The sequence below is a fragment of the Candidatus Mycalebacterium zealandia genome (assembly GCA_014075295.1).
Taxonomy (GTDB): Bacteria; Desulfobacterota_D; UBA1144; order Nemesobacterales; family Mycalebacteriaceae; genus Mycalebacterium; species Mycalebacterium zealandia.
On record CP046180.1, the window covers coordinates 545,071 to 570,546 of the forward strand.

22 protein-coding genes are annotated in these 25,476 nt (G+C 50.0%); 19 read left to right on the forward strand and 3 right to left on the reverse strand.

The window, feature by feature from the left end:
• Positions 1–45: 45 nt before the first annotated feature.
• Positions 46–1,749 carry a hypothetical protein gene (locus tag GKS04_02670; GenBank protein QMU56079.1) on the reverse strand — a complete coding sequence of 568 codons (1,704 nt, stop codon included), beginning with the start codon at positions 1,747–1,749 and terminating at the stop codon, positions 46–48.
• Complete coding sequence (gene tkt, locus GKS04_02675) at positions 1,746–3,740, reverse strand: transketolase (GenBank protein ID QMU56080.1); 1,995 nt, start codon at positions 3,738–3,740, stop codon at positions 1,746–1,748. Before tkt ends, GKS04_02670 begins: the two co-directional genes overlap by 4 nt.
• Before the next feature lie 142 nt (positions 3,741–3,882).
• Between tkt and GKS04_02680 the strand changes: the two genes are divergently transcribed.
• From GKS04_02680 to GKS04_02725, 10 genes are all read left to right on the forward strand, one after another.
• Entirely contained in the window at positions 3,883–5,328 is a 1,446-nt protein-coding gene (locus GKS04_02680) for a hypothetical protein (protein ID QMU56081.1), read from the forward strand.
• A 21-nt stretch (positions 5,329–5,349) separates the two neighbouring features.
• Positions 5,350–6,297, forward strand: a complete 948-nt coding sequence (locus GKS04_02685) for a hypothetical protein (protein ID QMU56082.1) — start codon at positions 5,350–5,352, stop codon at positions 6,295–6,297.
• 21 nt (positions 6,298–6,318) lie between these two features.
• A complete protein-coding gene (locus tag GKS04_02690) occupies positions 6,319–7,038 on the forward strand; it encodes an SDR family oxidoreductase (protein QMU56083.1) in 720 nt (239 codons plus the stop codon).
• Positions 7,035–7,403 (forward strand): FolB domain-containing protein, encoded by a 369-nt coding sequence (locus tag GKS04_02695; protein QMU56084.1) that lies wholly within the window; start codon positions 7,035–7,037, stop codon positions 7,401–7,403. The genes GKS04_02690 and GKS04_02695 overlap by 4 nt, the downstream gene beginning before the upstream one ends.
• Positions 7,400–9,193, forward strand: a complete 1,794-nt coding sequence (locus GKS04_02700) for a M3 family oligoendopeptidase (GenBank protein ID QMU56085.1) — start codon at positions 7,400–7,402, stop codon at positions 9,191–9,193. Before GKS04_02695 ends, GKS04_02700 begins: the two co-directional genes overlap by 4 nt.
• Before the next feature lie 225 nt (positions 9,194–9,418).
• Positions 9,419–9,832 carry a cytochrome c maturation protein CcmE gene (locus GKS04_02705; GenBank protein ID QMU56086.1) on the forward strand — a complete coding sequence of 138 codons (414 nt, stop codon included), beginning with the start codon at positions 9,419–9,421 and terminating at the stop codon, positions 9,830–9,832.
• Positions 9,829–11,727 (forward strand): heme lyase CcmF/NrfE family subunit, encoded by a 1,899-nt coding sequence (locus tag GKS04_02710; protein ID QMU56087.1) that lies wholly within the window; start codon positions 9,829–9,831, stop codon positions 11,725–11,727. Before GKS04_02705 ends, GKS04_02710 begins: the two co-directional genes overlap by 4 nt.
• Complete coding sequence (locus tag GKS04_02715) at positions 11,728–12,951, forward strand: c-type cytochrome (GenBank protein QMU56088.1); 1,224 nt, start codon at positions 11,728–11,730, stop codon at positions 12,949–12,951.
• A 101-nt stretch (positions 12,952–13,052) separates the two neighbouring features.
• Positions 13,053–13,703 (forward strand): hypothetical protein, encoded by a 651-nt coding sequence (locus GKS04_02720; protein QMU56089.1) that lies wholly within the window; start codon positions 13,053–13,055, stop codon positions 13,701–13,703.
• A 114-nt stretch (positions 13,704–13,817) separates the two neighbouring features.
• Complete coding sequence (locus tag GKS04_02725; GenBank protein ID QMU56090.1) at positions 13,818–14,105, forward strand: hypothetical protein; 288 nt, start codon at positions 13,818–13,820, stop codon at positions 14,103–14,105.
• On the opposite strand, the gene cobA is transcribed toward GKS04_02725, so the two are convergent.
• On the reverse strand, positions 14,106–15,647 hold the full coding sequence (cobA, locus tag GKS04_02730) for a uroporphyrinogen-III C-methyltransferase (GenBank protein ID QMU56091.1): 1,542 nt from the start codon (positions 15,645–15,647) through the stop codon (positions 14,106–14,108).
• A 111-nt stretch (positions 15,648–15,758) separates the two neighbouring features.
• Between cobA and GKS04_02735 the strand changes: the two genes are divergently transcribed.
• The 9 genes from GKS04_02735 (at position 15,759) to rpsO (ending at position 25,417) form a co-directional block, all read left to right on the forward strand.
• Positions 15,759–16,331, forward strand: coding sequence for a hypothetical protein (locus tag GKS04_02735; GenBank protein QMU56092.1), 573 nt, complete (start codon positions 15,759–15,761; stop codon positions 16,329–16,331).
• Positions 16,332–18,344, forward strand: a complete 2,013-nt coding sequence (gene uvrB / locus GKS04_02740) for an excinuclease ABC subunit UvrB (protein QMU56093.1) — start codon at positions 16,332–16,334, stop codon at positions 18,342–18,344.
• 140 nt (positions 18,345–18,484) lie between these two features.
• Positions 18,485–18,976: a ribosome maturation factor gene (locus GKS04_02745; GenBank protein QMU56094.1), complete on the forward strand. Its 492-nt coding sequence runs from the start codon at positions 18,485–18,487 to the stop codon at positions 18,974–18,976.
• 1 nt (position 18,977) lies between these two features.
• Positions 18,978–20,480 (forward strand): transcription termination factor NusA, encoded by a 1,503-nt coding sequence (gene nusA, locus GKS04_02750; protein ID QMU56095.1) that lies wholly within the window; start codon positions 18,978–18,980, stop codon positions 20,478–20,480.
• Between the two features lie 15 nt (positions 20,481–20,495).
• On the forward strand, positions 20,496–22,850 hold the full coding sequence (gene infB, locus GKS04_02755; GenBank protein QMU56096.1) for a translation initiation factor IF-2: 2,355 nt from the start codon (positions 20,496–20,498) through the stop codon (positions 22,848–22,850).
• A gap of 6 nt (positions 22,851–22,856) precedes the next feature.
• Complete coding sequence (gene rbfA, locus GKS04_02760; GenBank protein QMU56097.1) at positions 22,857–23,237, forward strand: 30S ribosome-binding factor RbfA; 381 nt, start codon at positions 22,857–22,859, stop codon at positions 23,235–23,237.
• Positions 23,234–24,217, forward strand: a complete 984-nt coding sequence (locus GKS04_02765; GenBank protein ID QMU56098.1) for a bifunctional oligoribonuclease/PAP phosphatase NrnA — start codon at positions 23,234–23,236, stop codon at positions 24,215–24,217. The genes rbfA and GKS04_02765 overlap by 4 nt, the downstream gene beginning before the upstream one ends.
• Positions 24,214–25,125 carry a tRNA pseudouridine(55) synthase TruB gene (gene truB / locus GKS04_02770; GenBank protein ID QMU56099.1) on the forward strand — a complete coding sequence of 304 codons (912 nt, stop codon included), beginning with the start codon at positions 24,214–24,216 and terminating at the stop codon, positions 25,123–25,125. Before GKS04_02765 ends, truB begins: the two co-directional genes overlap by 4 nt.
• A gap of 22 nt (positions 25,126–25,147) precedes the next feature.
• Entirely contained in the window at positions 25,148–25,417 is a 270-nt protein-coding gene (gene rpsO, locus GKS04_02775) for a 30S ribosomal protein S15 (protein ID QMU56100.1), read from the forward strand.
• Positions 25,418–25,476 lie beyond the last annotated feature (59 nt).

Below are 25,476 nucleotides of genomic sequence, written 5' to 3' on the forward strand. Positions count from 1 at the left end.
GAATTTACTATACTTAAGGCGCGCGGGCGTCTCAATAATTTTCGCTCAAACTAAAGTGAGTTTCAATAGTTTTGAAATTTGCGCAATCGCGCCCGCGGGGTCGGAATTCAAATCTATTTGCACGACCTCTCTTCCCACATTTTCAAGCGCTTCCCTGTCGCCGAGCATTTGAGCATTTTTGAGAATCTCAAACTCCACGCCGCCGCTCACGGGCGTGTCCCCGGGGATTTTTATTCCGCTGTTGCATTTTCCGCACAGTTGAATAAAAATTCCGTCCCCCGCGTCTCCCTTGTGAATCTGTCCCGAAGAGTGAAGATAAGCGGGTCCCCAGTCCGCCGTAACCGTAACGCCAAAAGTTTTTGCCAGAGACGCGCGCAGAGATTCAACCGAATCGCGCAGTTTTTCGTCCGAGCCGTCAAGAAACGCCTGAATGGAAAAAAATACGCCGCTTTTTTTCTTTTTTGCCTTTTTCTCAAAATAAGCTCGTAAATCCGCGCTGCTTCGCGCCACGGATGTCCTGAACTCAATCTTCCCGTGCGTAAAGTCCGCCGTGTTCAGAGGTAGTTTGCCCTCGCGCCGGTAGATTTCCATAAGGCGGCGTGCCTGTTCCTTCGCGCTTTCAACATCGGGTTGGTCAAACGGGTTTATTCCCCAGAGCGCTCCCAGAATTGCGACCGCGACCTCCCAGCGGAAGATTTCACCGCCAAGCGCGTTCTTGTTCTCCAAAACCGTTATTACAATCGGCATTCCGCTTTCGGCAACCGCACGCGCTTGAGCCATAAGTTTCTCATCGTCTTTCAGACAGACGAAAAATGCCCCGCCCGCGCCGCAGTCCGTCTCAACCGGATGAACTGCCGGCAGAACCCTCATCCCGTCTTTGCCCAAACTTTCGCCGACTATCTGCTCCACAAATCTGTCAAAGCCCGCAATGGCTTCCGAACAACGGATATGAAACGCGCCGTTTCCGTTTTTGCTAAAAAAATCAATCGCGCCCGCGAGATTCAGAGCGGTGTTGTCATTTTCGCCGCGCAGTTCCCGGGCCATATCCCGTGCGCTTGACAGAATAGCGTCCACATCCGCCCCCGCGATTGCGGCGGGAACCATTCCGAACACGGAAAGCGGCGAGAAACGCCCGCCGACCGTTTTGTCTCCGGTAAAAATTTCGGCAAAACCACGCTCGCTTGCGCTCTCAAAAAGCGGCGTGTTCTCATCCGTTATCGCGGCAAACCTTTGCGCCGCTTCGTCCGCTCCGAGTTTTTCGGAACAACGTTCAAAAAAGAAAGCCGCCGCCGAAACGGTTTCAACGGTTGCGCCTGATTTTGACGAGACGATAAAAAAAGTTTCATTCCAGTTCGTGTTTTCACAAACTCGTGCGATTGTGTCCGCAACGGTTGTGTCAATAACGGTTAGGCGCGTGTCGCTCGAATCCGCGAACGCGCGCGCGAAGACCTTTGATATCAGACCTGATCCGCCCATCGCGATGAGAATGACGTTTTTAATTCCGCCGTCTTTGAGGCGTGCGGCAAAGTCTCTGATTTTTTCAAGCGAGTGCGCGGTGTTTTCGGGAAGCGAAAGCCATCCGAGCCGGTTGGCAATTAAATCGGCGTCTCCTTTCCACAGCGAGAGATCGCGTTCCCAAAGCCGTTTTACGATTGCGCCGCCTGAGGAATTTTTCAGCGTATTTTCAAATTTTCCGGATAAGTCACCGGGTATTTCAATGTAGTTCGCGCCGTTGTTTTTTTCTGTCATTTTTTCCGAATAAGTTTTTTCGCGATGGAGAAGATGTTTTTTTCATCAAATCCGAGTTCCTTCATAACATCATTGCCCGGAGCGGATTCGCCGAAAGTGTCGACTCCGAGACAGAAGGTTTGTTCCCCCGACCCCGTGTGCCTTTCCCAGCCGAGTGTTGAAGCCGCTTCAACCGAAAGGCGCGTTTTTACCGAAGGCGGAAGCACGCGGTTTTTGTAAGTTGCGGGCTGGCGGTCAAAGATTTCCCAACTGGGCATGCTTACGACCCGCGATTTCACGCCCGCCTTGAGGAGTTTTTTGTGAGCGCCAATGCATGGCGCTACTTCCGACCCGGTAGCAATAATTATGATTTCCGGCTTGCCCTTGCAGTTCGCCGCTATATACGCGCCGCGCGTCGCGTTATCCGAACGCGCCGCCGTTTCCAGAACCGGAACGTTCTGCCGCGTCAGCGCAAGCGCGACCGGTTTGCGCGATTCAACTATTAGGGGCCACAGCGCGCTAAGTTCATTCCCGTCCGCAGGCCTTATGACGTCAAGTCCCGGAGTGGCTCTCAGCGCGGCCAGATGCTCAACGGGCTGGTGAGTGGGTCCGTCTTCGCCGACACCGATACTGTCGTGCGAAAACACGTAGATGACCGGCAAATTCATAAGCGCTGACAGGCGCAATGCGGGTTTTAGATAGTCCGAAAAAACGAAGTAACACGAAGCGTAGGGCCTGAGCCCGCTGAGAGCGAGACCGTTGCAGAATGCCGCCATTGAGTGCTCGCGTACTCCGAAGCGGAAGTTTCTCCCGCTTCGGAATGCGGCGTTAAAGTCTCCGGCGGCTTTGATGTTTGTTTTTGTTGAGTCCGCTACATCCGCCGCGCCCCCGACAAACCATGGAATTTTCGCGCTTACTTCCTCCATGATTTTGCCGTTGCAAGTTCTTGTGGCAACAGAGTCGCCGCTGTTGAAAACCGGCAGGTCGTGCGCCCAGCCCTTTGGAGCGGAGCCTTTGGAAATTGCTTTTAATTCGGCCGCCGCCGCCGGGTATTTTTTCGCGTATCTGTCAAAAAGCGTCTTCCACTGTTTTTCAAGTTTCTTCCCTTTTTTTATGACCGATGAGCGGTAGGCGGCGACTTCTTTCGGAACATAAAAATCCGGCGCGGATTTGATTCCGTAAAACTTTTTCGTCAGAGCCACTTCTTCCTTGCCGAGCGGCGCGCCGTGCGCTTCCGAAGTGTTTTCCTTGCCGGGGCTACCGAAGGCTATGCGGCTTTTTACTGTAACAAGCGCGGGTATTTTGCTTTTTACGGCTTTGGAATATGCGTTTTCAAGAGCGGTAAGATTGTTCGCATCCGTCACGCTGAAAACCTTCCATCCATAAGAGGCAAATCTGTTTTTGACGTTTTCGGAGAACGAAATGTTAGTTTTGCCGTCAATCGTGATGCTGTTGTCGTCGTAAATCCAGACCAGGTTGTCCAGTTTTAGGTGCGCCGCGAGTGAGGCGGCTTCGGAGGTAATTCCCTCCATCATATCGCCATCGCTTAAGATGGAAAAAACATTGTATCCCGCGACCGGAAAACCGGGCTTGTCAAAGCGGTTTGAAAGCCATTTCCCCGCCGCCGCCATTCCGACCGAGGTTGCCGCTCCCTGCCCGAGGGGGCCTGTCGTGGTTTCAACTCCGGGAACAAGCCCGTATTCGGGGTGCCCCGCGCATTTTCCTCCAAGCCGCCGGAACTTTTTTATGTCCTCAATGGAAACCTTGTAGCCGGATATGTGAAGCATTGAATATAAAAGCATTGAGGCGTGTCCGGCGGAGAGCACGAAGCGGTCGCGCACGCTCCATGCGGGGTTTGCCGGGTTGTGCCTGATAAATCCGTCCCACAATTTGAAGGTGGCGGGGGCAAGCGCCATGGGCGTGCCGGGATGCCCCGACTGCGCTTTTTCAACGGCGTCCATTGAAAGAGCTCTGACGCAATTAACAATCTTCATTGTCGTGGTTTTTTTCATTTTGAACTCAAGTTTGACAGGAAAATATATCAAACCACAAATTTGCTTACTTGCAATAGAAAGAAAATTTTGCTTTGTTTGTTTTTTCAGGTTATCGTTAGCGTCTCGGTTATTCAGTTTATAGGGCGGCATTGAAAAAAAAATGGGCAAATCTTCAGAAACGGGGGTGGAGTACTCTTTTGAGTGGCCAGTATTTCCTAAGGACGAAACTGAGAATGAACTTAAGATAACGGAAGTTGCGATGAGAGAAGGCGCGGACGGGTTTCCTGAACCGGAGTCCATGATTTTCTCCACTACGGAAAATGAGATTGTCGGAAGAATGCGGCGTTTTTACGTGTCGGTTCTTGAAGTTGTATCAAACAAGTTTCTTAAACTCGGTGAAGAAACCGCCAACATTAAACTTTTTCTGGAAAGATTTGATTTGAGGCATCTGCCGGTTCAACTCAAAAGCAAGGTTGAAAAGGAGTTCACGGACGCGGGCGTGCGCATGAGTGAGTTGTCCGCGAAAAAGAAAATCGCGGAAAAGAATCTGGAGCTTTTCAAGAAAGAAAACAATTTGGACAGGGAGCCCATCTATTCGGACTCATGGAGAAAAATTTGGGGTCCCGGAATCATCGGGTTTTTGTTTTTTTCAGAGGTGATTCTCAATGGCGCTCTTGTGAGCGGCATTGTTGATGGGCTTATCGGTGGAATTGCGGTTTCCATCACAGTCGCGATTCTCAATGTTTTCCTGTCTTTTTTGGCGGGCAAATTTCTGATCAAAGAGTTAAACAGAATACAGTCTGGCTTGCGCAAGGCGGCGATTGCGGCGACCGTGGTCTTTTACGGTCTTGTGATTCTTTACGTCAACCTTGTGTTTGGAATATTCAGAAGCACCGCACTGTCAACAAAAAACATAAGGTCGTGGGAAGATGTGGAAACCACCTACGTGACTGTTAACGCCCTGAAGCCTTGGGAGAGTCTTTCTCAAGTCAACGATATTCCCTCGCTTTTTGTTGTCGGAGTCGGAATCTGTTTCGCTATCATGGCGTTGATTGACGGATATCTTTATGATGACCACTATCCCGGCTACGGCGATGTTCACAGAAAGTTTCGCTCTGCGGCGGAACCTTTTGAGCAGGCAAAGAAAGGACTTTCTGATAAGGTGCTTAAAATTATTGACGAATCTTGCGAAGCAATAGAAATGCGGCTTGGAGACTTTGAAAATAGACTCACACGCTGGGGAACAATGCAAAACACGGTTCGCCAGCAGTTCTCAAACTATGCGGTTTGGATAGGTCAGTTGGAGCAGGACGCAAACAAGTCTCTTAACGACTACAGGTCCGCCAATATAAAAGGCAGACACTCAAGTTACAGCACAAAAAGACCGCCGGAATATTTTCAGTCAAAGTGGAATTTCTCCGAGGAGGAGAAAGATCCTGTGAAAACTTTCTCTCATTTGGCGTATCTGATTGACTCCGATATGCAGGATGTTGAGCACAAGTTCTATCAGATACAGAATGAAATGGCTTCCATCCGAGATGAAAGTTATCAGAGTCTTCGAAATTTTTTTCAAGAAATTCAGGATGATTATGACAAGAAAGTCTAATCTTTTGTGTTTTTGCGAGTCATGAAAAAGTTTTTAGTTTTATTTTTATTTCTGATTTTCTACGTTTCACCCGTTTCCGCTCAGGATGAAATGGAGGGGTCTGAGGAACTGCCGGTTGTGCAGCAAACTGATAGAGACCCCAGAAATTTCTGCCCCTATGAGCCCGATTTTTCAAATGAGCATCTGCTGGTTTTCATTGACGTTACGGACGGATTTACCGAACAGCAGGTAAACCTTGTGAAAAACGACATTCTCACTGATGAGTTGCTGGAGAACATGGAAATCTACGGCAGGATTTCTCTCATTGTAATGGACGGCAACGAGCCGGTTACTAAACTAACACCCCTGCTTTCCGTCTGCCGTCCGAAGAACGGCAACAATACTTCCAAGGACAAAAGAGATCACTTTGACATGCTGACCGAGAGCCGCCAGAGACTTGATCTTGAATACAGAATTGGCTACCTGCGCAGGGTTAAGGAAAAGGTAATTGAAATAGTTCAGGAAAAGGCGGAAAATCGCAAACTGACTAATCAAACTCCTCTGATGGAGGCCATTCACGAAATAACCCGCTCTTCGGCGATTAATTTCGGCGACAAATACGAGAAAAAGACCCTTCTCATTGTTTCAAACATGTATCACAACTCCAAAAGTCTGCCGCTTGACAAAATCTGCGTGAGGCGGATTTACAGACAGGGGTTTACGTATTACCGCTATAAAAGCGTCTGGAAATGCCCTTCTTTTAATGATGTGAAAAAGAAACGTGCAAATGAGTTTTATCTTGAAAGAAAAATAAAGCCCAAATTCAAGGGTAAAACTGATATCAAACTCTGGATTCTCCACAGGGAGAGTAGCGAGGGAAGCATCAGAGACTCCTCGTTGCTGACTTTCTGGCAAGATTACTTTGTTGACTATGTTCAGGGCGATGTAACGCTTCTTGAACCCGAATTTGAGCCCGACCCTTTCCTGTGACGCTGGCGGTGCGGGACTGTTTTGTCAAATCAAAATAAAACGGCTCTTGTTACCGGAGGAGCCAAGCGCATCGGCTCAAGCATCTGTATTCACCTTGCAGAGATGGGTCTTGACATAGCGATTCACTACCACAATTCTGAATCAGCCGCCCGGAAAACGGCCAAACTTGTCAAAAGCAAGGGGAGGCGTTGCGAGATTTTTCGCGCGGACCTTTCCCGTCCCGCCAATGCGGCAAAACTTGTGGAGAAGGCGAGTCGCAAAATGGGCGGGCTTTCCGTTCTTGTAAACAACGCTTCGGTTTTCCGGAGATCTGATTTTGGAAAAATCACCGAACGTGCGCTTGAAGATGATTTGGCGGTCAATTTCAAGTCGCCTTTTTTTGCGGCGCAGGCGTTTGCGCGCCTGACAAAAAAAGGGCTTGTTGTGAACATTGTTGATTCACGCGTAACAAAAAACCACACTGCGCATTTCGCTTATAACATTAGCAAAAAATGCCTTTACAATTTCACCTTTGCAGCTGCTCGCTCGCTCGCTCCGGGCATAAGGGTAAACGCAATCTGCCCCGGGCCCATTATGAAAGCGGCGGGAACGGAGGAAGCGGCTTTTGAAAAAATCGCGCGGGAAATTCCGTTGAAAAAAGGCGGAGATACTCAGCACATCAATCTCGCGCTTGAGTATCTTGTGAAAAACTCATTTGTAACCGGCGAAGCGCTTCTTGTTGACGGAGGACAGCACCTTTGACCTTAATTAAAATCGAAAATCTGCGTGTCAGAACTGTTGTTGGTATTTTTGAGTGGGAAAAAAAGATATTGCAGGAAGTTATAATCAACACAGAGATGGAGATTGACTGTCCCGATCTTTTGGCTATCGGGGACGATATTTCGGGCACCGTGGATTACAAAAAACTGAATAAAAAAATCATCAATTTTGTAGAAGGCGGGAAGTTTTCGCTTGTGGAGACAATCGCGGGCGGAATAGCAAAACTTGCCCTTGCCGAAGACAAGGTTCTTAAAGTTTCTGTCAAGGTTGACAAGCCCGGAGCGCTCCGCTTTGCCGATTCGGTTTCCCTAACGCACACGGCTTCAAGAGAGAAAACGGAGAATTGAAAAACGCGAAAAACTACAAAGCCAAAGGCGTGAAATGGGATTTGTCCGACCTCTTTTGCGGACCGAACGACCCGCGCATAAGCAAGTCCGCCCGGAGGTGCTTGCGCCGAGCCGATGATTTTGAGAAGAAATACAAAAACGCCGTTTCGGGCGGGAAACTGTCCGCCGCACGGCTTTCTGAAATGCTCAAAGAGTTGGCGGCAATAAGCGAATCCGCCGCAAAGATTTACTGCTACGCTCAGCTGTTTCATTCATCAAACACAGACGACCCGGCTGCGGGCGCGCTTCTGCAATACGCGCGAGAGCAGTATGCCGATATCCACGGATACCTGCTTTTCTTTGATATTGAGTGGGTGAAAACTCCCGAAAAAAAGGCGCAAGCGCTTATGGCGGACTCAAAACTCTCGCCTTACCGGCATTTTCTTAAAACAAAACGCGTCTACAAATCCCATATCCTCAGCGGAAAAGAGGAAAAAATTATTATGGAGAAATCCGTTACGGGCTCATCGGCGTTCAAGCGACTTTTTGACGAACTCCTCGCCGACATGCGTTTTGAGGTCAAAGCGGGCGGAAAAACCGAAAAACTCAACGAAACCCAAATCCTTTCGTTGCTCTACAATCCCGACAGAAAAGTAAGGCAATCTGCCGCGCGCGCTTTGACAAAAGGGCTCGGTGAAAATTCAAAAACCCTCTCTTTTATCTTTAACACGCTCGTCGCTGACCACTGGCTGGATGACAGAATGCGCGCCTATGAAAACCCCATGTCGTCTCGAAACTTGAGCAATGAGGTTGACGGCAAACTTGTTGAAAGTTTGCTTGAAGCGTGCGAAGAGGGCTACGGGATTGTGAGTCGTTATTACCGCTTCAAGAAAAAAATTCTCGGTCTGAAAACCTTTGCCGACTATGACAGATATGCTCCGGTCGCATCCGTGCGAGGGAAAATCGGATACGGCGAAGCGAGGAAAATTATTCTGCGCTCCCTCAAAAGATTTTCCCCCGAAATGGAGCGCGTGGCGCGGACTTTTTTTACAAACAACTGGATAGACGCCGAGTGCCGCACCGGCAAATACGGCGGCGCGTTCAGCCACTCAACCGTTCCGTCCGTGCATCCGTATATTCTGATGAACTATCAGGGAACCCCGCGCGATGTAATGACACTCGCGCATGAACTCGGACACGGAATACACCAGTTTCTTTCGCGAAAAAATGGATACTTCCACTGCAATGCGACGCTCATAACTTCTGAAACCGCAAGCGTTTTTTCAGAGATGCTGGTTTTTCAGGAACTCAAGCGCGAATGTTCTGAAAAAGACCGCCTCGCTCTTTTATGCGGAAAACTTGAAGAGTCTTTCGCGACCATTTTTCGCCAGACCGTTATGACGCGGTTTGAACAGTCTTTTCACTCGGCGCGGCGCGAAGAGGGCGAACTCACGCCTGAACGCGTGAGTGGGCTGTGGATGGACGCAAACCGTGCGATGTTCGGCAATTCCGTCACGCTTACGCCAGATTATGGATTGTGGTGGATGTATATTCCTCACTTCATACACTCGCCTTTTTACTGTTACTCGTATTCATTCGGAGAGATTCTTGTTCTGTCTCTTTACGAGGAATACACGCGGCGCGGAAATGATTTTGTTTCGGGTTATATGGATCTTCTGTCTTCAGGCGGAAACGACAGTCCCGAAGCGCTGATTCGCAAAACCGGAGTTGACATAAACACGCCGGGTTTCTGGCGCAAAGGGGTGGGGTTTCTTGAAGAATTGCTTGAAGAAGCCCTTTCCCTCGCCTGACGGCGCGCTGTCCGCGTTGAAACAACGCGCTTCTGTGTTAGTTTAGTGCGGTCTCCCGTCGGAGGTTTTTGAAATTGGGATACTTTATCGCTTCATGCGTTGTTACATGGCTGGTTCTCGGATCGTATGTTCTGATTCTGTTTTCCCGTGCCCGTCGTTTGCGCCACCGCGCCTCCGAAGGCGGATTCTCAAGAAAGGACTGAAGTTTGTCCCCCGTATGCAGCGATGTTATCCCCCGGAATTAAAATTGCCGTTCTTGTATTGACGGTTTTGCTTTCAACCGCCTACCTCATCTATGACGGCGTTACCGACACAATGGTCTACTATCTGACCGTTCCCGAACTCAAACGGAGCGCGGAAGAGGGCGAAAGATACAGAGTTTCGGGTCCCGTTGAGAAAAGAAGCATAGTCAAAAAGCGGGACGGAGAGGTGAGTTTTTCCATAAGCGGCGGTTCAGACAGTCTTGAAGTTTCATACCGGGGCGAAGTTCCCGATACTTTCACCGAAGGTGTTGAAGCTGTTGTTGAGGGGATTTATCGTGGCTCCGAAAGTTTTGAAGCCGACCTTCTTCTGGCAAAGTGTCCCACAAAATATGAATCGGCGGACGGTTTATATCCGGAGAGTGACAAATTCAGATGAACCTTCCCGAGCTGGGCTCGTCCGCGGTCATTTTCTGTTTTCTGCTTTCCGTTTACTGCGCCGTCTGTTCATTCGCCGGAGGCGCTTTGCGCGCCCGCGCTCTGGTAAAAAGCGCGGAAAACGGCGTGGTCGCCGGTTTTGTTCTGCTTTGCGCGGCGGTCGCGCTTCTGCTCACCGAACTTGTTTCGCTTAACTTTGAACTGAAATACGTGGCTATGAACACGAGTTCAGACCTGCCCGTTATTTATCGCTTTACCTCTTTGTGGGCGGGGCAGGCGGGGTCGTTGATGCTTTGGTGTCTTGTGCTTGGGGCGTATGCCGCCGTGTTTGTTCTGCGTTCAGGCGCGCCCGAGCCGCTCAAGACCAATGTTACGGGAGTTATTTCGTGCGTGTCCGCGTTTTTTCTTTTTCTAATTGCGTTTGTTGAAAATCCGTTTGAAACGCTTCCATTTTCTCCGCAAGAGGGCAGGGGGCTCAACCCCATTCTCCAAAATCCCTATATGGCGATCCATCCGGTTGCGCTGTATATCGGGTATGTGGGCATAACCGTTCCATACGCTTTGGGCATGGGCGCATTGCTTTGCGGCAGAATGGATGACGCGTGGGTCAACCTGTCGCGCAAGTGGACACTTTTTTCATGGGGAGCGCTCAGCCTTGGTTTGTTGCTCGGAGCGCGGTGGGCTTATCTGGAACTCGGCTGGGGCGGCTACTGGGCGTGGGACCCCGTTGAAAACGCGGCGTTTATGCCTTGGCTTTCGGGAACGGCTTTTCTGCATTCCATAATGGTTCAAAAAAGAAGAAATATGTTTATGAAATGGAACATCTGGCTTCTTGCAATCACTTTTTTCCTCTCAATTTTCGGCACTTTCATAACCCGCAGCGGGCTTGTTTCTTCCGTTCACTCGTTCGCCGTTTCAGACATAGGTCCTTTGTTCACGGCTTTTCTGCTTTTCATAATAGTTTTTTCATCCGCGCTGTTTTTCCTGCGCAGAGACGGCTTTGAGCGCGAAAGCGGATTTGATTCTGCGCTTTCGCGTGAGAGCGCGTTTGTATTCAACAATGTGCTTTTTCTCGCGGCGGCTTTCGTGGTTTTTTTCGGAACGGTTTTCCCCATTCTCTCCGAAGCCGTAACCGGAGACCGCATACTTGTGGGCGCTCCGTATTTCAACCGGCTTAACGTTCCCATAGGGCTTTTGCTTATAACGCTGATGGGAATAGGTCCGCTTCTGCCGTGGCGTAAAACCCCTCTGCGCGCTTTTCTGCGTGCGTTTGCAGTTCCGCTCATTTGCACGGCGGCAACTCTTGCGGCTCTTCTGCTTTACGGAATGAGCGAAATCACAGCGCTCGCCGCGTTTTCACTCTGCGTTTTTTCGGCGGCATCCGCCGTGCGCGGCATATACAAAGGCGCTAAAACAGCCGGGGCGGTCGGCGGCTACATCGTGCACATAGGGGTCGCGCTCATAGTCGCGGGCATTACGGCGTCTTCGGTGTTTGCTACAAAAAGCGAGGCTCTTCTCGCTCCCGGACAGAGTTTCTCGGTCGGCGGCTACGAGTTGAAATACAACTCAATCAATCGCGGTTCCACTCCCGCCAAAAAGGTTGTTTCCACGCACATTGAGGTTCTAAAAAACGGCGCACCGGCGGGTTTTCTGGTTGCTGAAAAAAACCTGTATCTATACGAGGGCAACAGGGAAATTAACCGCGAAACCGAAGTGGGTTTAATCTCAACATGGAAAGACGACTTGTATGTCGTTCTCGTGGAAGCGCACGCGGACGATTCTGTTTTGATGGTCGCGGTTTTGAACCCGATGGTGTCATGGATTTGGGCGGGCGGTGTTGTCGCTTTGTTTGGCGCGGCGTTGTCATTTTTGCGCGCGCGGCGGGGGAGGGCTTGAATGAGGTTTGTCATTCTTGCCGTGTTTTTTGCCGCGCCATTTCTTTTTCCCGGCGACTGCGCGGCAAACGAGGGCGAGGCGCTTTTTGTTGAGCGCGACTGTGTTCGTTGTCACACAATCGGGCGCGGGCGGTTCGCCGGTCCCGACCTTAAAGGCGTTTTTGACAGATATTCAAAAGATGAAGTTGTTCTCTGGATAACAGATTCTTCCGCCGTTTACGAAGCGCGCGGCGGCGCTCCTGTGAATGAGGGCTATCCGCCAATGCCGCCGACCAACGTGAGCGAGCGCGAAGCGGAAAAAATCGCGGACTATCTGTTTTCTCTGCACGATGTTGCTTCTGATGCGCCTGATGGCGGCGCGCTTTTCGGGAAAGTTGTGAACAAAACCACCGGAAAACCGGCGGCGGATGTAAAGGTTTTACTCTCCTCATTCATCGCCGAGAGACTGATTTCAGAACGCTCCGAAACCAGTGGCGCGCAAGGCGTTTTTCGTTTTGAAGGGCTTTCGTGGAGCGCGTCTCACAAAATCTCAATCCAAAAAGACGGTGTTTTATACGAAACGGACAAAATGGTTTTCGCTCCGCGCCAAAGTGAGATTAAAACCACTTTGCCGATATACGAAACCATAACGGACGACCGCGCGATAGGGCTTGAACTCGCGCACATGATAGTTGAGCCATTTGAGGGCGGAATCCGGGTTGCCGAATTTGTTGAGTTCGCGAACAGGGGTAAAACCGCCGTTGTCGCGGACAATGACGACAAAAACTCCGCCACTCTGCGTTTCGGCGTTCCCGAAGGCACTGAAAATCTGAATTTTATTCACGGCGCGGATTCTTCAAGTGTTTCGGCGCGAACCGGCGCTTTTGTTCTGCCCGTTCTTCCGGGTCTGAAAAAGATTGTGTTTTCTTACTTAGTGCCGTTTCAAAACAGCGGAAAAACCGTGTTCACAAAAACGCTTGAATACAAAACTTCATCGTTTGTTGCGATTTCGTCTGACCTGCAAGGCGTTGAGGTTGCGGGGCTTGGAGAAGCAAAGCACGTAAGCGGCGAAGACGGCAGGGTTTTTCTCAGATGGGAATCAAAAAGAATTGCCAAGGGCGCAAAGATTAAAATCTCAGTCAAATCCCCTTCGCCTGACAAACCCGCCTGGCTTCTGCCCGTTATGGTGTTCGCGCTTGTTTTGGCGTTTGCGGTTTTATTTCGCAGAGCTCGTCAAACTAATTGAACTGTTGTTCCAATCCTTTTTGGAATCGCAATTAGCAATCATCCAATAGAAGACCCGTTGTCTGGTCCTCTGTTGAATAAAAGACCCGATTACAATGTGGGATTGATTCCCCACATTCGGGGAATAGGCGGAACTTCTTAACTTCTGTTGGGTGGTTGCTGGACCCGCCTTTTAATTCCAATCGCAACTATTCCGCTCCAATCGGCAGTGAAGCCGCCGGAGCGGCTTTCAAAGACACTTGGACTTTTTCAGAAGTGGATAACGTCTGGCACGGAGAGATTGCTGAAAAAGAACCGGCAATTTATGAGGCAATTTCCGCGAGTGGAATTACACACGGTAAGGGAATGAAGTCATATCTGATTATGATGGCGGTTCGCCTGATTGAAATGAAGCGGGTTTTGAAACCAACCGGAAGCATTTATTTGCATTGCGACCCGACAGCGAGCCATTATTTAAAAATGTTGATGGATGCGGTTTTTGGGAAAGAGAATTTTAAAAATGAGATTGTTTGGTGCTACGCGAACGCGGGAAGATCAAAAAAGAAGTTTGCTCAAAAGCACGATGTAATTCTCTTTTATTCGAAATCCGAAAAATACGCTTGGACTGATTACAGAATTCCCGTTTCGGAAGCATATTTGGAAAGCCACTACAGGCAAAAAGATGGCAAGGGGCGAAGGTGTCGCATAAGAGTTGACGCCGGAAAAAAGCGCATTTATTACCCGGAAGACGGAATGATTTGCAATGATTGGTAGGAACTTCCTTACTTGAATTCTCAATCAAAAGAACGCACCGGCTACCCGAAAAGCGGTTGATTTGGTAACCTCCCGAATGAGACGGAAAACTACGCTTTTGAAAGGTTTGACCCCATTCATCGAGAGGACGTGCCGACAAGAAAGTCGGGCGCGGAAAATTACAGAGACCCCGAAAAGAAGAAGTTTTTATACGGACAGCAAGAGGGCAAATGCAACGGTTGCCGTGTTTTGTTTCCCTATCGCAATATGACGGTTGACCACGAAACTCCGCAAAGCAAAGGCGGAGGCGACAACATTGAAAATCTGCAACTTCTCTGCGGGGCTTGTAATTCAATGAAAGGCGCGGGAACGCAAGAAGAGTTAATCGTCAGACTCAAAGAAGCGGGCGTTAATTACCGCTGATTACTTCTCAAAAAACACGCTCATTGCGTCGGCCAGACCTTCGGCGGTGTGCTTTTTCGCGACAACGGACGGTTTGAAGCCCGCATCTTCAACAGTTTTTGCCGTGATGGGACCGATACAGCCGATTGAGGATTTACTCAAAATCTCTTTCGCGTTTTTGAAAATGGCGAGGAAGTTTGTCGCCGATGACGAACTTGTAAAAACAACCATGTCCACCGCGCCGTCAAACATTTCGCGCCCGACCGCTTTAATTTCGGCGGGTTCATGTTTCGGAATTCGCGTGCGGTAGCATGGCGCGGTTTGAACCTTCGCGCCCATTTTCTTCAAGCCCGCCGGAAGCGCGTCTCTGGCTTTTTCAGCTCTTGGAATAAAAAAGGTTTTTCCGCGAATTCCGCGCTTTTTCATCTCCGCGAGCACTCCCTCGGCGGTGTATTTTTTCGGAATTATGTCCGCTTCTATTCCAAAGCCGTTCAGGGCTTCGGCGGTTTTGCTTCCTATTGCCACGGTTTGAATTCCCGCGAGCGCCCTTGAATCAAGCGCCTTCTTTTTCATTCTCTCAAAAAACCTTTCAACACCGTTTACGCTTGTGAACGCGAGAAAATCGCACGAGGAAAGATTTTTAATAATCCGGTCGGCATTGTTCCATGAACGCGGCGGAACAATCTCAATGCAGGGAAACGAGATGACTTCCGCGCCGCGCTGTTGCAAAAGTTTTACAAAATCCGCCGATTGACCCGCCGGACGGGTAACGACAATTTTTTTGCCGAAAAGCGGCTTTGTTTCAAACCAGTTCAATTTTTTCCTCATTCCAATCGCACCTCCCGCTATCACGACCGCCGGAGCGAAATCAGCCCCTTCGCCGCGGATTTTCGCGCTTATGTTTTCAAGCGTGCCGACAACGGTTTTCTGTTTTCCCGTTGTTCCGCGCGAGGTAACCATAACGGGGGTTTTTCGCGGTTTTTTATTTTGTATGAGTTTTTTTGTTATCTCCTCAATGTTGTTCAGAGACATAAGGAAAACAACGGTTTCCATTCCGGCGAGATTTTTCCAGTTCAGGCGCGATTTTTTGTCGGGCTTCTCATGTCCCGTTACGACAGCGAAAGACGAATTGAAGTCTCTGTGGGTGAGCGGCACGCCTGAGTAAGCCGGAACGGAATAAACTGAACTCACACCCGGAATAACCTCAATCACAATGCCGGCGGACAACAGTGCTTCGGTTTCTTCGCCGCCTCTTCCGAACACAAAAGGGTCTCCGCCTTTGAGGCGCACAACCGTTTTGCCACATTGCGCCTTGTTTATCATCAAGCGGTTAATTTCTTTTTGTTCAAGAGTTTTCATCCCCTTTTTTTTGCCCGCGAAAATCATCTCCGCGCCGTGCGGGGCGAATTCCAGCAAAGAATTGTTTGCCAGCGCGTCGTAAATGACCACATCGGCGCACGCAAGAGTTTCCATTCCCTTGACGGTTATGAGACCCGGGTCTCCGGGTCCCGCGCCGACCAGATAAACCGCCGGTCTGTTTTTTATCGCTTTTCCTTTTTTCATCAGAACTATTAGCAATAACAACGGGTGCGATGTTGTCAAGATGCGCGCTTGACAACACGCGACTTTTTTTTACCATTACTCACATCCAAACAGTTATCGGAGGTTAGAGGTATGAATAAAAAAACGGTTCTCTATTTTGCATCGGCGATTTTTTGCGTCGCTGTGTTTTCGCCGTCGTTTTCCCTTGCGGACGGTGATTGCTCATATTCAAAAAAAGGCGGGGAAAAGAGTTTTTGGAGCAGAATCACCGGCGGGGACAAAGAAAACGGAGAGCACGGAGAGAAAAGGCGCCGTTGCCACAAAGACAAGTACGGACACGGCAAGCGCGGCTTGGACGCGTTCTGGTGGAGAAGCGCGGACATGGCGGAGCGTTTGCGGCTTAGCGACGAGCAAATTAAGCGGTTGGACGGAATTGCCGCTTCAAGCCATGAAAAAATCTCAAACGCGTATGAAAAGGCGTTTGAAGAGAAACAGCGGTTCAGAAAAGTTATGAAAGAATCTGGCTCGTCCGCCGATGAAATCAAAGCGGCGGCGCAGAGGAAATACACGGCAATGACGGAGAAAAAACACGCACGGTTGGAGATGATACTCGCGATGCGCGAAGTTCTCACACCAGAGCAAAGAAGGGATTTTTCCGTTTTGAAACACAAAGGGCGCAAGGGATGCGGAAAGTCCGGGCGGTAGTTGAGCGGCTTCAAACTTCACAGTGAATTCACACCCGCCGGCGGGCAGCCCGAAGCGATAGAACAGATTGTTTCGCGACTTGAAGACGGTATTTCAGATCAGGTTCTGCTCGGTGTAACCGGTAGCGGGAAAACCTTCACAATCGCCAACGCCATCGCGCGCGCGAACCGCCCCGCGCTTATTCTCGCGCATAATAAAATCCTCGCGGCTCAACTCTACGGCGAGTTCCGTGAGCTGTTTCCCGACAACGCCGTTCACTACTTCATCAGTTATTACGACTACTATCAGCCCGAAGCGTATATTCCTCACAGCAACACATACATTGAGAAAGATGTCGCGATTAATGATCACATAGACAAAATGCGCCACGCGGCAACCACCGCGCTTTTTGAGCGGCGCGACATTGTTGTTGTGGCGAGCGTGAGCGCGATTTACGGCATTGGCGCGCCGGAGGACTACTATGGAATGATGAATTTTATTGAGGTTGGCGCGAGAACGGAAAGGGACGTTTTTCTGTCAAAACTCGCCGATATTCAATACAAGCGGAGCAATGACGCTCTTGAAAGGGGCGCCTTCAGGGTTCGCGGCGATGTTGTTGAAGTTATGCCTTCGCACGGCGATAACGAAGTGGTGAGAGTTGAGTTTTTCGGTGATGAGGTTGATTCCGTGAACGTGATTGACCATGAAACGGGCTCGGTTGTACGAGCGATTGAGAAAGCGTCTTTTTATCCGGCGTCTCACTATGTCGCGCCCAGAGACAAAATGCTTGCCGCCGTGGACGCAATTAAGTCGGAGTTGGACGAAAGGGTTGAATACTTCGGGGCGCGCTCAATGTCTGATGAGAGAGACAGAATAGCCGAGCGCACACGCAGAGATATTGAGTTTCTTGAAACTATGGGCTTCTGCCCCGGAATAGAAAACTATTCGCGCCACCTCGCGGGCAGAAACGAAGGCGAGCCGCCGTTCACACTACTTGATTATTTTCCGGATGATTTCATCTGCGTGATAGACGAAAGCCACCAAACCGTTCCACAGATTCGCGGCATGCATGCGGGAGACAGAAGCCGCAAAAAAACGCTTGTTGAACATGGCTTCCGGCTTCCGTCCGCGATTGACAACCGTCCGCTCAATTTTGAGGAGTTCACGGAGAAGAAAGGGCAGACAATTTATGTTTCGGCGACTCCGGCGGAGTATGAAATTGAAAAATCGCTTGGGCAGGTGGCGGAACAGATGATCCGTCCCACGGGGCTTGCCGACCCGGATGTGGAGGTCAGGCCCGCGCGCGGACAGGTTGACGATTTGCTCGGCGAAATCCGTAAAGTCGCAAACGCGGGTGAGCGGGTTCTTATTTCCACACTCACAAAGAAAATGGCTGAGGATTTAACCGATTATTACAGAGACGCGGGCGTGCGGGTGCGCTATATGCATTCGGAAATTGAGACTCTTGAGCGGGTTCGCATAATTCACGATTTGCGCTCCGGTGAGTTTGACGCGCTTGTGGGAATCAACCTTCTGCGCGAGGGGCTGGACATTCCCGAAGTCGCTCTGTTCGCTGTGCTTGATGCGGACAGGGAGGGGTATTTGCGCAGTGAAACATCTTTGATTCAGATGTTCGGCAGAGCCGCGAGGAACATAAAAGGCAGAGTAATAATGTACGGCGATGAGGTAACGGGCTCAATGAAAGCGGCGATGAACGAAACTGAACGGCGCAGAGAAATCCAGACTCAATACAATAAAGATAACGGCATAACGCCATCCGCGATAAGAAAAAACCTTCAAGGCGCGATGGGGCTTGTATGTGAGGCGGACTATGTTGACGCTTCGGCCGAAGCGGTTTTGTCCGGTGAAATCGCGCCGGAAGAGATTCCGGGCACGATTAAGTCGCTCACCCGAAAGATGAAAAAAAGCGCGAAAGACCTAGAGTTTGAGAAGGCGGCATCTTTAAAAAAACGCATCAAAAAACTCAAAGATATGGAAGCGGAATATATCGCCGGAATGAAAAACCACCGCTGAACCGCCGCGTTTTCTGGTTCGCAAGCCCGCATACCTTGCTTAAAACCCCGTTTCTCTGTAAAATGCCCGTGTTAGACAGCTACTGGTTTTTGCAGAAGCGGGCTTCCGAGCCCGCTTTTGTTTGGTAGCGGGAAGAAATTATGCAAAACCGTATTGAAACACGGGCGGATGCTGACAGGGGCGGAACAGCCGCCAGACTATCTAAAGTCGTTGAGAGGGTTATTGCGCCGAGTCCACTGGAACTTGTGGATTTGCGCCTTGCCGGAGGCGGAAAGGTGTCTGTTTTTGTTGATAAACCGGGCGGGGTCAACATCGCTGAATGCGCTGACCTCAGCAGAGAGATAGGTGTTTTGATAGATATTGAGGAGATTATGCAATCTCCGTACACCCTTGAAGTGTCATCTCCGGGGGTGGAGAGACCGCTTACAAAACCCACTGACTACGACAGATTCAGCGGCAGAAGGGCAAAGGTCAGAACGAAAGACGCCCTTGAAGGACGCAGGGTTTTTACGGGGCGTATAGAAGGAATTGAGAGCGGTTTTGTAAAACTGCTCGACGAGGAGTCGGACGGAGAAGTTTTTTCAATACCTTTTGACGGCATTGAAAAGGCAAATCTGAAACGGGAGTTGTAAAATGTCGACGGAACTGAACAGAGTCATTGAGACGGTGGTTAAGGAGAAGAATCTCCAGAAAGAGGAAGTTGTCAAAGCCATTGAAGACGCAGTTATAAGCGCGGTTGAGAGCATCTCAAAGAAGGACTATGAAGAAAGCGGTTTTGAGGTTCAATACAACTACGAAGACGGCGTTGTGGAACTTTTTCGCTACAAGGATGTTCTCGTTGAAGTGTCCGATCCCGCAACGCAGATAGAGATTAGCGAGGCAAGGGACCTTGACCCTGAAGTTGAAGAAGGCGAGGAAATCGGCGTAATGGTCTGGACTTCGGACACCATGGCGGACGTTAACGACTCTGAGAACAACGATGGAATGTTTTCCCACGAAGGGTTCACGCGTGTTGCGATTCACAACGCGAAACAGAAAATCCTGCAGAAGGTCAGGGAAGCCGAAGGCAGGGTTACTTATGAGGAGTTCATAAATTACAAAGGGCGGCTCGTGAACGGGGTTGTCAGGCGGATTGAGAGGAGAACTCTTGTAATTGACCTCGGCAGAGCCGAAGCAATTTTGCCGTATTCGCACAAAGCCCCAAAAGAGTTTTACGAGCCAAAAGACCGTATAAAGGCGCTTCTGCTTGAAATTGACACGGAAAAAAGAGTGCCGCGTCTCATACTTTCTCGCATCTCGCCGGATTTCGTCAAACGGCTTTTTGAGGGCGAAGTTCCCGAAATCGCGGACGGCATAATTGAAATTAAAGCCATTGCGCGCGATCCCGGTTCAAGGATGAAAATCGCGGTTTATTCGCACGATCCCGATGTTGACCCCGTTGGCGCGTGCGTGGGCATACGCGGCGCGAGGGTTCAGAATCTGATTCAGGAATTGCAGGGCGAAAAGATAGACATTGTGCCGTGGTCGGCAAACTTGGGGCGTTTTGTTTCGGACGCGCTTTCCCCAGCGGTTGTGAACAAAGTCATCATTGACGAAGCGGCTAACCAAATGGAAGTGGTTGTTGATGAAGACCAGCTTACGCTCGCCATAGGACGCGGAGGACAGAATGTGCGCCTCGCGTCAAACCTGACCGGCTGGAAAATAGATATCAAAACCGAAGAGCAGATGAAGAAGGAGAAAGACCAGTCGCTCGCGATGCTCAACACCCTTCCGGGAATTGGTCATGTGTCGGCAACTCTTCTTTTTAACGAGGGCTTCCGCACGCTTGAAGATATTGTGTTCGCCGATTCGGAAAACATAAAAACTGTTCTCAAAGAGATGGGTGATAAAGAGGTTGAGGAGATAATTGCATTCGCGCGAGTGGCATTTCAGGAAAGCGTGAAGGAGCAGACCGAGCAACAGGCGTCCGAACCTGTTACGGAGTCCGAAGCCGCGCAAGAGCCGGTTGAGCAGGCGTCTGAACCCGAATCCAAACCCGAAACGGAAACGGAAGTAACCGAAGAGCAACCCGAACAATCGTCCGAGTCCGCCGAAGAAACCGAAGTAAAACCGGAGGAAGACGGGCAGTCCTCATAACGCGTCGCATCCAAGATGAAGCCAACAAGAGTGCACGAACTGGCTAAGGAACTCGGTGTTTCCAGCAAAGAGGTTATGGTGGCCGCCAATGATATGGGCGTCAACCTTTCAACCGCATCAAATACGGTGGATTTGGAGACCGTTGAAAAACTCAGACGTGCCTTTTCCTCTTCGTCCAAAGATGATAAGGACGGCGAGGATTCTTCCAAAAATGAGATAAAGGTCGTCAAATCCAAATCCGGAGATGTTACCGAAACCAGAGGCGCAAAGAGGGTTGTAAGGCGCAGAAAGAAACAGGAAAAGCGCGAAGAGGAAGAGAGCGCCGCGCCTGAGGCCGAAGCCGAAACTGAGAAAACCTCCGCCCAGACTAAGTCCGCGCCACAAGAAAAAGCCGAAAAAGAAAAGCCCACCCCGCCCGATCCTGAAAAGGAGCAACTCGCGCGGCAGATTCAAGATTCGCTCGCGCCGAAACTTGTCGTCAAAAAAAAGGAATACGTTGTTGACGAAAAAAGTTTCCGTAGAAAACAGGATATCAGACGGAAAAAACTGCCTCACCATCACAGCTCTTCCGCCGCCAAACAGGTGAAGGATTATCCGCCGGTCAGCAAAAAAAGCGTCAAAATCGGCGAAACCATAACGCTTGAGGAACTCGCGCGCAGAATGGATGTGAAACTGCGCGATGTGAGGGGAAAGGCTAAAAGCATCGGACTGAACGCCTCTCCGAAGGATTCCATTGATTATGAGACCGCCACGCTTGTCGCCGCCGAATACGGGCTTGAGGTTGATGTTGACAGGTTTGATGAAGCGGTGTTTCTGGATGACAAAGATGCGGGTTTCTCGGACGAGGCTCCGCGCCCTCCGGTTGTCAGCGTTATGGGGCATGTTGACCACGGAAAAACGACCCTTCTTGACAACCTGCGCAAATCAAATGTGGCTTTGGGAGAGGCGGGTGGAATCACACAGCATATTGGCGCGTATAAAGTTTCTTCGGGGAACGGAACGGTTGTTTTCATTGACACGCCGGGGCACGAGTCTTTCACTTCAATGCGGGCGCGTGGCGCAAAAATCAACGATATGGCGATTCTTGTAGTTGCCGCCGATGACGGAGTGAAAGCGCAGACTATTGAGGCGATAAATCACGCCAAAGCTGCGGACGTGCCTGCTATTGTGGCGATTAACAAAATTGACAAAGACGCCGCCGACTCCGAAAACGTGAAAAGACAGCTTTCCGAGCATGGGCTTGTTACCGAAGAATGGGGAGGCGACACGCTTTTTGTTGAAATCTCGGCAAAGACGGGGCAGGGACTTAAAGAGTTGCTGGAACTGCTTCTTCTTCAAGCCGATATTCTTGAACTCAGAGCGCCGCAAAAAGGGCTTGCCAGAGGGATTGTTCTTGAATCGCGGCTTGACAAAGGACGCGGCGCGCTTGCCAATGTGATTGTTACAAAAGGTGATTTGAAAGTAGGCGACTATGTTGTAGCGGGGCTTTTCAGCGGAAAGGTCAAGGCTCTTTCGGATGAGAACGGCGCAAAACTCAAAAGCGCGGGACCGTCAATTCCTGTTGAGGTTATGGGGCTGTCAGGCGTGCCGGAAGCGGGCGAAAATCTTTACGTTCTGCGCGATGAGAAAACAGCGCGGGCGATAATTGAAAACAGGAAGCTGGTGCTGGGGCAGAGCGAAGCGCCTCAGGTTCCGCATGTGTCTCAGATTTCCTTTGACGCCCTTGAGGATGCGGAGCAGGAAGCGGAGAACTCCGCCAAGGAGTTGTCTATCATAATCAAATCAGATACCCGAGGCACGGTTGAAGCGATTAAGGATTCCATTGATAAGATTGATCAGGACAAATGCTCGGTCAAAATCGTTCATTCCGGTGTTGGCGGCATAAGCGGCACCGATGTTGAACTTGCCAATGTTACAAACGCGTCAATTCTCGGTTTTAACGTCCGTCCGGACTCAAAAGCCGCTTCGGACGCCTCGGAGAACGGGATTCTGGTTGAGACATATCCGGTTGTATATGAGTTGATTGACAGGATAAAACGGATTATGGAGGGTCTGCTTGACCCGCTGGTTGAGGAGGAAACGCTTGGCCACGCGCGTGTTATGGAGATTTTCCGCATGTCCGGGCAGAGGGCAATCGCGGGCTGTTTTGTTGATGACGGCAAGGTGTTGAGGGGCGAAAACATCAGGGTTGTGCGCGACGGTTCGGTGGTTTACGAAAGCAAGGTCGGCTCTCTCAAAAGGTTCAAAGACGATGTGAAAGAGGTGCAGTCGGGCTTTGAATGCGGTCTTACAATAGAAAATTTCAGTGATGTGAAAGTGGGCGATGTGCTTGAAGTCTATCTAGTGAAGGAGACTGCGCAGCAGTTATAGGACGGCGTGGCGGCGGGGTTTGTTTTGGGATCAAAGGGTCGCGAATTCAGTTACGAGAGACGCGAACGCGTAAAAGACCTTGTCTTCAGGGAGATAGCGCTAATAATGAGCGAGGGGAACATCAAAGACACACGGGTCGCACGCGCCGTGATAACCCGTGTTTCAATGTCGAGGGACATGTCTTCCGCGAAAGTGTTTTTTACCCATCTCAAAGGCGGTTCGTCCGAACCAATGCTTGAGGGGCTGAACAAACTGTCAGGATTTTTCCGCAAACAGATAGCGTTGCGCCTCAATCTCAAAAAAGTCCCTTCAATAAAGTTTGAACCCGATGAGGTTCTGCTTTCCGCTCACAGGGTTGATGACATCATAAGGCGCTTTGACAGTTGAAATTTCCCGCTCAAATAAAGAAGATTTTTGAGAATGGAAGCAGTTTTCTGCTGACCTCTCACGAAAATCCTGATTCAGACGCTTTGGGCTCAATGCTCGCGCTCGCGAACTTGCTTGAATCGCTAGGCAAGTCCGTTTTTCTATATAACGCAAGCGCTACTCCTTCATTTCTTGAGTTTCTTCCGGGTTCGGAGAAGGTGCGGACAACGCTCACGGATACCCCTGAAAACGGTTTTGACGCACTTGTTGTTCTTGATTGCCCTGTGATTTCGCGCGCGGGCGCGGATTTTGAACGGTATGCCGGCGGGGCGGACTCCGAAGTTGTCATCATTGACCATCACACCGAGATGGAGGGCGGTGGCGGCGAAGTGAAATGGGTTGAAACCTCCGCGTCTGCAACGGGTGTTCTTGTTTATGAAATCTTCAAATTTTTCGGCGCTGAATTCACGCAACAGAGTGCGACTTGTGTTTTTGCCGCGATTTCGGGGGACACGGGCTCATTCAGGTTTTCCAACTCTACGGCGCAGTGTTTTGCCATAGCGTCCGAGATGGTTTCGCGCGGAGCCGATCCGCAGCGGATTTCAAGCGCGGTTTACGAAAACCAGTCCACCGGGAAAATGGACCTTCTCTCCCGCGTTCTGGGGAGTCTCAAGACAGATAAAACGGGAAAGATAGCGTGGGTTTGCGTTGACCGTGAAATGTTTGAAGCGACCGGAACAACAAATGAAGACACTGAGGGAATGGTTGATTATCCGATGAGTTTGAAAGGGGTTGAGATTGCGATGTTTTTCAGGGAAACCTCAGCGCACGGGCAATCTCCGGCATGGAAGGGGAGCATAAGGTCGCGCGGCGATATTGACGTTTGCGCGGTGGCGGCAAAATTCGGTGGAGGCGGGCACAAAAATGCCGCGGGCTTCAATTTTGACGGCAATTTTGATGGTGCAATCGGAAAAATACTCGGCGAGATAAAGTTGGCATGAACGCGATAGTTGTAATTGACAAACCGGATGGCATTACCTCAAGCGATGTTGTGAACAGGGTTAAAAAAAACCTCAAAGTCCGCAAAGCCGGGCACACGGGCACGCTTGATAAATTTGCCACGGGTGTTCTCCCCGTCTGTCTGGGAGAGGCAACAAAGGCTATTCCCCACCTTGACGAATCGTTCAAAGAGTATGAGGCGACAATGCGTTTGGGAGTCGCGACTGACACTTTTGACCTTTCCGGAAAAGTTACGGGCGAAGGCGATGTTGGAAAAGTTTCGCGTAATGATATAATTTCACGCTTCAAGGAAAACACAGGAACTTTTTTGCAGATTCCGCCTATGTTTTCTGCGGTCAAGAAGAACGGGGTGAGGCTTTCAGAGATTGCCCGACTTGGCAAGGAGGTTGAGAGGAACGCCAGAACGGTAACGGTTGAGTCTCTGGAATTACTTGAGTTTTCACCGCCTCTGGTAAGGTTTTCCGTAAAATGCTCGCGCGGAACTTATGTCAGGGCGCTGGCGTCTGAAATGGGAGAAACTCTCGGTTGTATGGCTCATCTGGTTCAGCTCAGGCGGCTCGGCAGCGGAAAGTTTTCCATTAAAGAATCAGCGACTTTGCAAGACCTTGAAGCCGGGAATTTTACTTTGATAAGTGTTGATGGTGCTCTTTCGCATATGAAATCGGTTCGCATAGACGAAGATGCCGCACGAATTGTCGGTAGCGGCGGTTTTTTGAGTGCAACGCATCTGTCCGGATGCGGTTGCGATTTCCGCAAGGGAGATGTTGTGAAATTGATGAGAAACGGCGCGGTGGCATCCATAGCGGAATTTGTGGCGGACGCGCGTGAAGTTGAAAATTTGAAAGACGTGCCGGTGCTAAAACAGATAAGGGTGTTCGGTTCGCATTAAAAAAAATCGGAGGATTTTTAAATTGGCTTTGGACAAAGATGAAAAACAGAAGGTTATCGCGGAGTTCTCGGAAAAACCCGGAGATGTAGGTTCTTCCACAGTGCAGATTGGCATACTTTCCAAAAGGATAGAGCAGATATCCGCCCATACGGGCAAAATGAAGAAAGATTTTCACTCGCGCAGGGGGCTTGTGAGACTTGTGGCGAAAAGAAGAAAACTGCTGAACTACCTGAAAAGTTCAGACCCCCGCAAATATGCCGAGTTGATTAACAAACTCGGACTCAGGCATTAATTAAGAGTGAATTGGAGGATTATTAATTTGACACACAAAACAGTTGAAAAAACACTTTT

Coding starts and splice junctions, on each gene's coding strand:
- infB (QMU56096.1), top strand. CDS start 20,496: ATGAAGCCAACAAGAGTGCACGAACTGGCTAAGGAACTCGGTGTTTCC.
- GKS04_02670 (QMU56079.1), bottom strand. CDS start 1,749: ATGACAGAAAAAAACAACGGCGCGAACTACATTGAAATACCCGGTGAC.
- GKS04_02705 (QMU56086.1), top strand. CDS start 9,419: ATGTTATCCCCCGGAATTAAAATTGCCGTTCTTGTATTGACGGTTTTG.
- GKS04_02685 (QMU56082.1), top strand. CDS start 5,350: ATGAAAAAGTTTTTAGTTTTATTTTTATTTCTGATTTTCTACGTTTCA.
- truB (QMU56099.1), top strand. CDS start 24,214: ATGAACGCGATAGTTGTAATTGACAAACCGGATGGCATTACCTCAAGC.
- GKS04_02680 (QMU56081.1), top strand. CDS start 3,883: ATGGGCAAATCTTCAGAAACGGGGGTGGAGTACTCTTTTGAGTGGCCA.
- GKS04_02715 (QMU56088.1), top strand. CDS start 11,728: ATGAGGTTTGTCATTCTTGCCGTGTTTTTTGCCGCGCCATTTCTTTTT.
- GKS04_02745 (QMU56094.1), top strand. CDS start 18,485: ATGCAAAACCGTATTGAAACACGGGCGGATGCTGACAGGGGCGGAACA.
- cobA (QMU56091.1), bottom strand. CDS start 15,647: ATGAAAAAAGGAAAAGCGATAAAAAACAGACCGGCGGTTTATCTGGTC.
- GKS04_02735 (QMU56092.1), top strand. CDS start 15,759: ATGAATAAAAAAACGGTTCTCTATTTTGCATCGGCGATTTTTTGCGTC.
- GKS04_02710 (QMU56087.1), top strand. CDS start 9,829: ATGAACCTTCCCGAGCTGGGCTCGTCCGCGGTCATTTTCTGTTTTCTG.
- nusA (QMU56095.1), top strand. CDS start 18,978: ATGTCGACGGAACTGAACAGAGTCATTGAGACGGTGGTTAAGGAGAAG.
- tkt (QMU56080.1), bottom strand. CDS start 3,740: ATGAAAAAAACCACGACAATGAAGATTGTTAATTGCGTCAGAGCTCTT.